This is a genomic window from Roseivivax sp. THAF197b, from assembly GCF_009363255.1.
Classification (GTDB): domain Bacteria; phylum Pseudomonadota; class Alphaproteobacteria; order Rhodobacterales; family Rhodobacteraceae; genus Roseivivax.
Window position 1 is genome coordinate 53,907 of the sequence record NZ_CP045321.1, and the last position, 11,805, is coordinate 65,711.

The following is an 11,805-nucleotide window of genomic DNA, read 5'->3' on the forward strand; positions in this document are numbered from 1 at the left end:
TTGCTGCATTGCGGCGTATGTCGCGAGAACGTTCATTGAAAATTGCTTTTATTACTGAAATCCATACGGCACTTCGGCCGCTCGTGCGCTAGAAGTTGCGGTGTCAGCTGGGTGGAAAAAAGTCCGCTCTTTGCTAGCTTGAGCGTGGTCATGCAAAACCCATCGGCAGCTGCTGCGCCTAACCCCATTGTCGCGGCGATTGCCCATAAATGCGCTTGAAATCGCGAATGAACTAAGATGGGCTGAAATTGACCACATCCTCCGCCGCTTGTCTCATTGTCGTTCCACCCGCGATTTTCATCGCAATATTGTTTCGACGCATTTGAGTGCCTCCAATGAAGTGTTCCACCAACTGAGATAGTTTTATCCCGATTGGACTTGACCCCATCTCTGGTAAGGGTTTGAACCGCGCGGGTTTTCCGGAGGCTGATTTTAGTTAGTTATGCGGCCATGTCTTTGGTTTTCACAGCCGCGTAGAAGTTGGCTTCTGCCTCGGTCGGCGGGATGTTCCCGATGGTCTCGAGAAGACGGCGGTTGCCAAAACAGTTGACCCATTCCAGCGTGGCGTATTCGACGGCCTCGAAGCTGCGCCATGGGCCGCGGCGGTGAATGACCTCGGCTTTGAAGAGGGCGTTGATGGTCTCGGCGAGAGCATTGTCATAGCTGTCGCCGACGCTTCCGACCGATGGTTCGATGCCTGCGTCAGCGAGGCGCTCGGTGTAGCGAATGGACACGTATTGCGAGCCACGATCGCTGTGGTGAACGAGACCCATGGTTTTCGTAGGCCGCCGATCATGGACGGCCTGTTCCAACGCATCGAGGACGAAACCAGTCTACGTTGATGTGCTGGCGCGCCGACCGACTATCTTGCGCGCGTAGGCATCGATGACGAAGGCGACATACACGAACCCCTTCGAGGTCGCGATATAGGTGAAATCGCTGACCCAGAGCATGCTGGGCACGGGTACGCGAAATTCGCGGTTCACTTTGTCCAAGAGGCACGGCGCATTCTTGTCCGGGATCGTCGTCTTGTGCGGCTTCCCACGGATGATACCTTGAGTATCCATGTCCTTCATCAGACGTGCCACCGTGCAGCGGGCGACGTCGAACCCCTCGCGGCGCAATTGGTGATAGACTTTGCGGACGCCGTAGACGCGCCAGTTTTCCTCGAAGACGCGCCGGATCTCGGGCCGCAGAGCCTCGTCTTTACGCGCACGATACGAACGCAGAGCCGGATCGGCCCGCTTCGCCAGGTGATCGTAATAGGTGGAAGGGGCGATCGGCAGCACAGCGCAGATCGGCTCGATCCCGTGCGCGCCACGATGCGCTTCGATGAAATCCACCATCACTTCGACCGGCGTTCTAGCTCCGCCATCGCAAAAAACGCCGAGGCCTTGCGAAGTATGTCGTTAGCCTGCCGGCGCTCTCGGTTCTCCTGCTCCAGCGCCTTCATCTTCTCAGCTATCTCGCTGGGAATACCTGCGCTCTCGCCGCTATCGACTTCCGCCTTCTTAACCCAGTCGTTCAGCGTGTTCGCCGAGCAGCCGACCTTCGCGGCAATCGACGTGATCGCGTGCCAGCGAGATCCATGCTGCCCCGCGCCGTCGCGGACCATCCGCACGGCACGCTCAGGCACTTCAAGGGAAAACATGTTCCTGGTCTGGCTCATGATGCTCCATCCTACTCAAGAGTTGGAGCCTCCGGCAACCCCGGCGCGGTTCGGTCAGTCAATACAAGGCGTTCATGTCACGGCCGCGTATTCGGAGCCGTCGATTATATCAAGTTGCGACTAAAAAGTACGCTGAGCCGACGTCACTGAAACAGTCGCAAAGGCCGTCTGCGGCCTCAGCGAGGCTGATCGCTAATCAGCTCCAAACTCGAAATAATTGAAATCTGGTAGCGATCATTAAGGCTCAGTTCTTTCGAGCAAGCTAGAGGCGACAAAGCCCTCTATTCCGTCATGAGTACTGACCTTCCACCAGCCAACTTTGCTCGTGTCGAGCAAATCGACGATATAATTGTGCATCAGCACGGCAATGGCGCTGTCTTTCGTACTCGGGCCCGAACGCATCTTTGCTGCCGAAGCGATGACTTTTGCTATCGGAGCTTCGTTGTCAATCTCACTCAATCCGGCATTCTCCCACGTGGAAATTGAAGAGACGTCTTCAATGCTTTCTACAGGCAATCCAGAAGGTACGCGATCGGGAACACCTAGGCGCCCTCTTGCCGCCGAGGGGTCCTCGAGGGCGCCCAAGAAGGCGATGATGTTATCATGTTCGTTGGAGCTTAAGGATGGAAGACGAACATCAATCGCTGCGCCGATCCGGACAAGTTCATTGATGTCATCCATCACTGCTCGGTCATTTTGTCGCCATTGGGGAACATCGAAGAGCCTGGCCTGCGAGATCTGATAATCCATCAGGCGCTCCAAGGGGTTCAGGTGGTGCGCCAAGATCTCTCGCAGTGACGGGTAGGCGCCATCATGTCCATAAGGTGCGGTCAGCGTTACGTTGCGCAAGCTCGGCACCAGGAACTTATAAGTGTCATCTTGCTCCCCCGTGACAAGAAACCGCCCCTTGTCAGTGGTGTCTTCTCCTTTTTGACCTTTGCCAGGACCGATCTGGGGCAGGCCGATGGATTGGAAGGTTTGGCTGGTCTGGTATTTGCCCGAGTGACACGCGCTGCACCCAGACGAGCCGTAGAACAGTTCCATACCAGCTACTTGTGCGGGGCTCAAAGCGTTTTCGTCGCCCGCGAGAAAAGCATCGAATGGGCTAGACGTGCTCCTAAATTCAAACGCGACAAATGCGCCTATGGCATTCGTAATATCCGTTATGTGCAGCGCGTGGTCAGGGCCGTGCAGCCATTCGAACAAAATGCGGTATTCAGGGATACCCGAGACGCGGTCGGCGAGCAGCTGCCAAGCACCTTGAGGTCCGTGAATACGTTCCTCATTGACAGCATTGCCAATGTTATTCTCACCGGGATGTCCTGCCATCTCATCAGCGGAAAGAATGGGTAACAAGGATTGTGCGGCTAGGAGACTATTCACGGGTCGCTCGAGTTCACGACCGGACGGCATTTTGATTCCAAAGCGTTCATCTGGATCGATCATGACCCGACCATCGTGTAGCAATGCGCGAAACGTATCACTGCCCTTGTTCCAGAGCGCCGGTGCATTGCGTGGGATACGCTGGCGATTGATGTTTGTTTCCGTGATGCGACGGGCCGAGCCAAGACCTATCGCGCCCTCGCCCAAACCGAGAGACAATCCATCGGATGTGCCCAGCAACGGGTTGTGGCATGTCCCGCAGGAGATGTTCTTGTTGCCGCTTAATATTGGGTCATAAAACAACTTCTGCCCCAACATCACAAGAAGTGGATCGTCTACTGGGAACTCGCTGGCGGTAGGTGCCTTCGGTAGTTTAGATAACGTATCCGCGTTGGCTGTAATCGCCGCAATCACAGCTAACACAAGGCCGAAAATGTACGGTTTTATTCGCACCGGCAGCTTTTCACTTTTCAATCATTTACCCCAAAGGAAACTCGGCTTGTTTGATCGCAATCACGCAAGCAGATTATACACAGGACACTTTAACTGGTTAGAGGCATTTCATTTGCCACATGATTATATCCAAGCCTGATTTTTCTACTACAGTCGACACCTCGTATTTATAGTCAATTGGGAAACAGTCTGTTCGACATAAGGCGTCACAGTCTAAACACGAGCGAATAGATTTGCAGTTTGCAATAACCGAAAGCCTTATGATGCCTCTCGCCGAAGCTTCCTAGGTAACTTACGGTTGAAGAAAAAGCGCTTGGCATATCGATTTCTTTGAGTATTATGCATGTGTGTTCACAGCACACACAACCCAGTGCCCTCGCCACACTCGCCCCAGTGGCGGGGGCTTCGAATATGCCCCCTTTTTTTGACTGTGTATTTCGATTCTTAACAGTCTATTCGACTTTATCTGCACTAAAAAGCAAAACGCGAGGCGCCAGAATTACAATAGATCAAGTGGATTGATGCCTCTCTCGCATTCTGACTTCGCGACACCAAGGTTTCCGATTACGCCTCTGAAGTTCGAATGCCTAACAACAAGTAACAGACTCAATTTGCTAAGTAGCTCAACACCATAAAGCTTCAGGTGAAGATGGAAGTGGATAATGAACTATTTTTTGAATTTAGTTTGACATGTGCAATTGAGGCACCAAACACTACTCAGAAACGCCACGTGAAAACGTGCTACTGGCCGACGTTGCGAGAGAACACCAGCCAGAATTATTGAGAAAGCCAAGCGACTTTATTGTTGCTTTTAGTCCAAACCCCAGACGCACATACAAAAGCGGTTAGCCTGCCTTTGTGCATAACTAGACGAATTCTTGCTTGCAAGGATCTTGCGATCTCCATCATCATTCACACACCGAAGCTTTGCTGGCTGAATGGGATGCTGTTTCTTACAAAACTTGATCCCTTCTTTATAGAATCGAGGTTCTACGTTCCGCGTGAATCTAACAACCAGTTCATGGTTCTCGACTTCACAAACTACGACGTGTTCTTCCGGTGGCACGGAGACTTTTCGCGGCGGTTTCCTTGGGTCGTTACCACCATGAGAAGGCGGCTCAGGCGGATTGGCATTGTGAGACGGAGGCTCAGGTGTGCGGTCAAAGCTGGGACGATCGTAGCTTGGCTCAGACGGCGGCTCTGTAAGTGCAAAGCCAGGAAGTGTCGACAAAGCCACAAAGCCCACAGTAGCTGCGATAAGACGAAGCATAGGTTTCTTCCTTTTGGATAGAGTTATACGAAGTTGGCTCTTGCAAGCGACCCGACTTGAGATGGATCGACAGCGACTGCTCCTGCACGGATCAAGGCCACCGTTTGGTCACCGACTAGCACGCGGGTATCTCCAGTGGCCAGGTCGACCTCAGTCGTCAGATCTCCACCAAGTCCATCAACTTCGGAATGAACGACTAGCAACACGTCATCGCTTTCAAAATCCTCGATAACTGGGGGCGACGTCGGATCTACCCAGGTACCGGTAAAGAAGGAGTCTCCGCCCGGGCCACCAGTAGCTGTGTCACCACTGCCCAAAATAATCTGATCAAAGCCTTCTCCACCATTGATGGTGTCAGGGTCAATGATATCCGACCCGCGGAAGTTTTCGTCGTTTTCACCGTCTGTGTAGCCCCAAAGGATGTCGTTCCCAGAGCCTCCTTCTAGAGTATCCTCACCTTCATTGCCTCTGAGGAAATCGTCTCCGTCTCCACCATCCAGGATGTCGTTTCCACTGCCCGCAAAAAGGGAGTCGTTGTCTGAAGCCCCCTCTATCGTGTCATTCCCTACACCGCCAACGAGTTCATCATCGCCATCTCCGCCATTGAGTTCATCGTTCCCGTCGTCGCCAAAGAGTTGGTCGTCTCCCGAACCACCCTGAACCTGATCATCGCCATCTTCGCCTGCAACAAGGTCATCGCCGTTCCCACCGTCGAGTTGATCGTTCCCGTCAGCGCCGAACAACGAGTCTGCCCCATCACCACCAAAGATTTGATCATCGCCTGATGATCCATCCAAGACATCATGACCGGCGCCACCATCTATCGTGTCATCGCCTTCATCTCCAACGACAGTGTCTTCACCGTCGGTCCCCTCGAGATCATCTGCATTCTCTGTGCCAAACAAGACATCCTCGATAGAGCCCGAACCACCGCCAGCAGCGTCACCTTCACCACCACCGCCAGCAGTGTCATCTCCATTCAGGGCCGGATCGCCTCCATCGTCGGAGGAGCGGTCGTCATCTGACGAGCTATCGTTATCTCCTCCCCCTAAGAAAGCGAGACCCGAAAAACCTACTAGAAGCAGCAACAGATATTCCATGTCAAACCTCAAAATTTCCCCGCCGCATTCCTGCCACACAACCGCCACGAAAGCTCTAAAATTTTGACTTTTTTAACTATATCGTAGGAAATCGAAACAATGCTTACAAAGATGCCAAATTAGCCTCGATACTGCACGCGAAACTGAAAAGGTCAGTTTAATCCTGGTGTAGGTTTGCAGGGTAGTGTGCATATCGATTCGTTTTGGAAGAGCTATGTGAAGTGGTCCCGGAAATTCGGACGGTTGGCTAAGGTGTATCCTGAACCTTTTGGAGGGATACGAGAAGGAGAAACGCCGGAAGTTTACAGATCAATTCAAGGCTAAGGTCGCGCTTGAGGCGCTGCTTGAATAGCCCCGCGTTTCTTAGACGCCTTCGTGTCTCAGTTTCTGCTGCCGCTCGAAGTCGACCGGCGACATCATTCCGTTCCGGGCGTGTTTGCGCTTCGAGTTGTAGAACATCTCGATGTAGTCGAACACATCCTGTCTGGCCTCTTCGCGTGTTCGGTAGGTCCGTCGCCTGATCCGCTCTCGCTTCAGCAGGTTGAAGAAGCTCTCCGCAACCGCGTTGTCATGGCAGTTTCCGCGGCGGCTCATAGAATGCTCCAGATTATGTGCCTGAAGGAACGCGGCCCAGTCCATGCTGGTGAATTGGCTGCCCTGGTCCGAATGGATCAGAACCTTCCCCTTGGGCTTTCTCCGCCATGTCGCCATCAGCAGCGCTTGCAGGACAACGTCTGTCGTCTGGCGGCTCTGCATCGCCCAGCCTACGACACGGCGCGAGAACAGATCGATGACCACGGCAAGATAGGCGAAGCCTTCCTGCGTGCGGATGTAGGTGATGTCGGTCACCCAAGCCGTATCCTGTGTCGCCACGTCGAACTGCCGGTCGAGCGTGTTGTCGACGACCACCGAAGGCTTCCCGCCATGTTTTCCCGGTCGGCGTTTGTAGCCGATCTGCGCCTTGATGCCGGCGAGCTTCGTTAGGCGGGCAACACGGTTCAAGCAGACGCTTTCGCCCTGCTCGAGAAGGTCGTCATGCAGCTTGCGGTGGCCGTAGACCTTGCCGCTTTCCATCCACGCCTCCTTCAGCATCTCGGTCTGCCGCTTGTCTTCTTGAGTTCGCTTACTCAGCGGCGCCTTCAGCCACGCGTAGAACCCGCTCGGCTGTATGCGCAGGCAACGGCACATGGCCCTGACAGAAAACTGTCCGCGATGCTCGGCCACGAACGCGTATCTCACTTTGCATCCCTGGCGAAATACGCGGTCGCCTTCCTAAGAAACAGCCTGCTGTTCTGGCATGGGCGCCAAGGCGTAACCCAGTATCCTGGCGCGCCGCTGGAGATTTGAGAGAACACGTTGCCTGTGTCGTTCGTCGTAGGCTGCGGCGCCTTGATCTTGATAGGTCATGCCATGCCGCACAGCGTTGTAAAACAGCACTGCGATCTTGCGCGCTGTCGCCGTGACCGCCTTCTGCTTGCCAATGCGTGATGACAGCCGCCGATAGAACGCGCCCAATGCCGTGTCGCTTCGGCCAATCGTGACTGCCGCCAGACGCAAGAGTGCAGCGGCACGACTGGAGGATCGGCGTGTCCGAGAGGACAGCAGCTTACCCCCAGAGATCTTGTTGCCCGGGGCCAGACAGAGCCACGACGTGAAGTGCTTGGCGCTTTTCCAGGCGCACAGGTCCGTGCCGCATTCGGCCACAAGCTTCAGAGCCAGCGATGGCCCAAGCCCGTGGATCTGCGTCAGGTCCGTGCCCAACACCCCGTAAAGTGCGGCCCGAACATCGAAGGACGGTGCATTTTGCTGCCTGCCTCTGATCCGTGCCTTCGGCAGCGGAGCCAGATCATCGTCTGCCCGGACAGTAAGCGCTCCAACCGCCGCCTCCAGCCTTCGGTCGCACACCTCGATCTGTGCTTTGTAAAAGTCGTAAAGTTCCAGAGACTGAGTAAGCGCGAAGACATGCTCCTCACGGTCGTTGCCGACCAGCGCGGCTTTGATCGTCTCGGTGGACGCTTTGCAGCGCAGATCACGATGAGCGGCGAGAACCTCCGGATCGCGCTCGACGGCGACGATGGCACGGATGATCCGCATGCCTGTTGCGCCGGTGATGTCGGACACGACGTGATGCAGCTGCAGGTTCATCTCCATCAGCGCCTTCTGCATATGTTGGATATGCGCGGCGGCATATTCTGTCAGACGCTCTCGCTGGCGCATGTAGGCGCGCAAGGTGGTGATCTCCGCTTCAGGGCGGAAACTGCCACGGAGCAGGCCGTAGGAATGCAACTGGCGCAGCCATCCCGCATCGCTCACATCAGTTTTGCGACCTGGCACGTTCTTGGCATAGCGGGCATTCACGAGAATAACCTCGAAGCCATGTGCCTCCAGGATCTCGAAGGCCGGTATCCAGTAGACGCCGGTCGATTCCATGGCCACGCTGGTGACGCCGCAGGACCTGAACCAGTCGGCAAGGTCGTGCAAATCCTGAGTGAATGTCCCGAAAGCACGCACTGGCATAATATCGGCGTCAGGGTTCACAGCCGCCATGTGCATCGTCGAGCCGATGTCGATCGCGGCCGCCTGAGGGTTGACCAACTTCAGGTCCGGGTGGTCGCCGGTCTTATGCTTCGTCATGGCTTCTCCTCCGTTCAAGGCGAAGAGCGTGGGCCATGCAAGTTCGTCATCTTCCTAACCGGGATCGCCGCGATGGCGGCGTCACCACTCTCAAGTGCGCATCAGCCCATGTGCCACGTTTTTTAACGGGGTCCAGCCCACCAATAAGCGATCGGCAACTGCCCTTCGGGCGAAGCGTAGCACAGGCTGTTACTACCGCGCACAGGCGGGCTGCGGACCGGAACGGTTTTTTAGGATGTCACGCTCCTCCGTCACTCTCAGGAGCTCACGCTTGAGCCGACGGATCTCCGTGTCCTTCTCCACCTCTCCCGATGACGCCTTCGCGAACTTCTTCTTCCAGGAGTAGAGCGAGTATTGGCTCACGCCCAGACGCTCAGCCACCTCCCTGACCGGGTAGCCCCTCTCCGTGATTTGCGCGACCGCGTCTCTCTTGAATTCGTCGCTGAACTTGGTGCTGCTCATCATGGCCTCCTTGCCTCAAAATTAGCAAAGAAGGCGTCCACGATACACGGGGCTATTCAGTCGAGTGCAAGCGATTAATGGCTGAGTATGATCTTGAGCGGATCGAAGATTCTTGACGAATCTTGACTATAATCGTTGCTTCAGGCCGTCGGCTCAATGGAACTATCTTGGCCCGCTGAGGTTACGAATTGATAGTCATTGCCTCAGAGATTTGCGCGAAAATATTATCTTCGATCATCCGTACCTCCGGCAAGCCTTGAAGCACGGAGTTTCTTGCTGACTGAAATTCACTCCGAATAAGACCAAGAAGAGTCGACCTAGAAACGATTCGCTGTTCGTTGAGTGACGTTTTAGTAATCGAAGAAGTGTCGGAACTCAGATAGTTGGCTGTCTGATATGTTTTATGGATAATCTCATCGATCTGCTCATCAAGAGATGTTGCATTAACGGGAAGTCGACCGATAACACAGCAAATAAAGCGACCAGATCCAATATAGGAGTACCAGAAAGACTTCTTTAGCCTGATGTTGCCAAGTTCTTTGCTAAACATATGTAAAAATGCGACTAAATTTTGCGATGGATGCCGTCTCAGACTTCGAAACACGTCAGTCATATCTATCCGGTACAGTGCGGCCTGATAGCTACCTTCCACTAGCTGTAGTATCTTATTCTCAAACTGGAAGTAGTCCAGCATGCCTTCGGCATCAGGGAAGCAAGTTCGCTTGTTTGGATCAATCAAGTCATATTGCGAGCTACGATCAAAAACAGCCTGAAGTGCTTTGCGGCTTTTTTTCTCATTCCGTAAGGCTTCCACCAGAAGCATTGCCGCATGGATCCGGCCAGTAAGATCTATATCATCAAGTGGTTTTCGTAAAAAATCTGTGGCGCCTGCTTCGAAAGCGCAATCCATTTGTTTAGCTGACTGGGATGCCGTAATCATTATGATGGGCGTGGTACGGTATTCCGGTCGCTGCCTCAAATTGGTACATAGTTCGATGCCATCTATATCGGGCATTACAATATCCAAGAGGACGCAATCGAATGGTACAATCTGCTTATCGATCACCTTCAGGGCGTCTTCGGCGGACACGGCGAACGTGAGATCAGCCAGACCCTTTTTCTCTAGATTGACAGAAACCAACTCCAAAAATAGTCGATCGTCGTCTACAATAAGTATGCGCATCTTCGATTTCCTTCGACATCGGACTGCTATTAAGGCACGTGAATTATGATTTTTTTAGACCGATTTAGTGAAAAATTATGTCTGAAAACGAGTAACTCTGGCGTGATAGCGGCGACAACTGAAGGAGGCGCTATGGAAAACTTGACATGTCATTTTTCGTTAGTCTCGTGTTTATGGCGAGTGGGTTGCGCTCTGCCCCCGGGAAATGGATTGGTTGAAGCTGGAGTTTTCCGCTAAGTTTCCCAGGCTGGGAGAGGAGCGTGATGTGATCCCCTGAAACGCCCCCGATTTTGGTAAGAGTTTTCCGCATCGAAGCCTTGGCTGGGAGAGGAGCGGAAACGCATGAAAGCATCGAAGTTCACCGACGCGCAGAAGGCGTTCATCATCAAGCAGGCGGAGGACGGGACGTCTGTCGCGGAAGTCTGCAGGAAGGCGGGCATCAGTTCGGCGACCTTCTTCAATTGGAAGAAGAAGTATGCGGGGCTCATGCCGTCGGAGATAAAGCGGCTTCGCGAGCTGGAGCAGGAGAATGCGCGGCTGAAGAAGATCGTCGCTGACCTGTCGCTAGACAAGGAGATGCTGCAGGACGTCATTAAGCGAAAGCTCTGAGGCCTGCCCGGAAGAGGACGCAGGTCGATGAGATGCGGGCGGATTGGCAGGTTTCGATCCGCCGGGCCTGTGCGGTGATCCGGTTCGATCCCAAGACCTACCGCTACAAGTCTCGTCGGCCCGGACAGGCCGCGTTGGAACAGCGGATCAGGAAGATTTGCCAGACCCGTGTCCGGTTCGGATATCGGCGGGTGCACGTGCTGCTGAAGCGCGAGGGCTGAGAGATCAATGCGAAGAAGACCTACCGCATTTACAAGGAGTTGGGCATGCAGCTCTGGAACAAGACGCCGAAGCGCCGGGTGAAGGCGAAGCTTCGGGAGGATCGGGCGGAAGCCGTCGGGCCGAACGACGTTTGGGCCATGGACTTGGTGCATGACCAACTCGCAACGGGGCGGAAGATCAGGATTCTGACCGTTGTCGAGACCTTCTCCCGCTACGTGCCGGTGCTCGATGTGCGGTTTAGCTACCGTGGGGAAGACGTGGTGGCTACGCTCGACCAGGTGTGCCGTCGTATCGGATATCCGGACACGATCCGGGTCGATCAGGGCAGCGAGTTCATCTCACGCGATATGGACCTCTGGGCCTACCAGCGCGGCGTGACCCTCGACTTCACTCGGCCAGGCAAACCGACGGACAACGCCTTCATCGAGGCGTTCAATCGACGATTCCGGGCAGAATGCCTGAACTGCCATTGGTTCATGAGCCTTGTAGATGCGGCGGAAAAGTTGGAGGCTTGGCGTAGAGACTGCAATGAGGAACGGCCGCACAGCGCCGTCGGGCACAAGGTCCCGGCGGAGTTGATGAAATCAGCGCACGACACCAGCCCGTGCACCTGATCGCAGGGCGGAAACTCTGACAACGGCCGAGGGCGCGTTGGGCAGCACATCAAGGTTGGGCCGGACTTTAATGGACGGTGCAGCAAGAATTCTGTGGCAGGTTAGTTCATGAACGGGCCGATCTCAGATCAGACCAGGCGCGGGAAGGTGCGACGAGGTCGTCGGTTACTGTCCAGCGAAAGATCGGCAACGATCTTCTTAAGCGC

The 11,805-nt window shown here is 54.5% G+C and carries 4 protein-coding genes, 4 pseudogenes and 1 other annotated feature; of the genes and pseudogenes, 1 reads left to right on the forward strand and 7 read right to left on the reverse strand.

The window, feature by feature from the left end; all coding sequences use genetic code 11:
- Positions 1-440: 440 nt before the first annotated feature.
- The 7 genes and pseudogenes from FIV09_RS19970 to FIV09_RS20000 form a co-directional block, all read right to left on the reverse strand.
- A pseudogene (locus FIV09_RS19970) lies at positions 441-1,669 on the reverse strand (IS3 family transposase).
- Positions 1,272-1,388: a sequence feature (AL1L pseudoknot), on the reverse strand. Its footprint overlaps the pseudogene before it by 117 nt.
- A gap of 237 nt (positions 1,670-1,906) precedes the next feature.
- The gene (locus FIV09_RS19975) at positions 1,907-3,526 is read right to left on the reverse strand and encodes a cytochrome c peroxidase (RefSeq protein WP_152453389.1); all 1,620 of its coding nucleotides are present in this window, start codon (positions 3,524-3,526) and stop codon (positions 1,907-1,909) included.
- A 1,272-nt stretch (positions 3,527-4,798) separates the two neighbouring features.
- Positions 4,799-5,875, reverse strand: coding sequence for a calcium-binding protein (locus tag FIV09_RS20735; protein ID WP_152453391.1), 1,077 nt, complete (start codon positions 5,873-5,875; stop codon positions 4,799-4,801).
- A 363-nt stretch (positions 5,876-6,238) separates the two neighbouring features.
- Positions 6,239-7,138, reverse strand: a pseudogene (locus FIV09_RS19985) (IS3 family transposase); the annotation flags it as partial.
- Positions 7,139-7,147: 9 nt separating this feature from the next.
- The gene (locus FIV09_RS19990) at positions 7,148-8,509 is read right to left on the reverse strand and encodes an IS110 family transposase (RefSeq protein ID WP_152453393.1); all 1,362 of its coding nucleotides are present in this window, start codon (positions 8,507-8,509) and stop codon (positions 7,148-7,150) included.
- A gap of 228 nt (positions 8,510-8,737) precedes the next feature.
- Positions 8,738-8,971 (reverse strand): annotated as a pseudogene (locus FIV09_RS19995) (transposase); the annotation flags it as partial.
- A gap of 181 nt (positions 8,972-9,152) precedes the next feature.
- On the reverse strand, positions 9,153-10,154 hold the full coding sequence (locus FIV09_RS20000) for a PleD family two-component system response regulator (protein WP_152453395.1): 1,002 nt from the start codon (positions 10,152-10,154) through the stop codon (positions 9,153-9,155).
- Positions 10,155-10,496: 342 nt separating this feature from the next.
- Between FIV09_RS20000 and FIV09_RS20005 the strand changes: the two are divergent.
- Positions 10,497-11,599, forward strand: a pseudogene (locus FIV09_RS20005) (IS3 family transposase).
- The last annotated feature ends 206 nt before the right edge of the window (positions 11,600-11,805 follow it).

Bases quoted from the DNA above. Each gene is read 5' to 3' on its own strand.
- FIV09_RS20735 (WP_152453391.1), bottom strand. From the start codon at position 5,875: ATGGAATATCTGTTGCTGCTTCTAGTAGGTTTTTCGGGTCTCGCTTTC.
- FIV09_RS19990 (WP_152453393.1), bottom strand. From the start codon at position 8,509: ATGACGAAGCATAAGACCGGCGACCACCCGGACCTGAAGTTGGTCAAC.
- FIV09_RS20000 (WP_152453395.1), bottom strand. From the start codon at position 10,154: ATGCGCATACTTATTGTAGACGACGATCGACTATTTTTGGAGTTGGTT.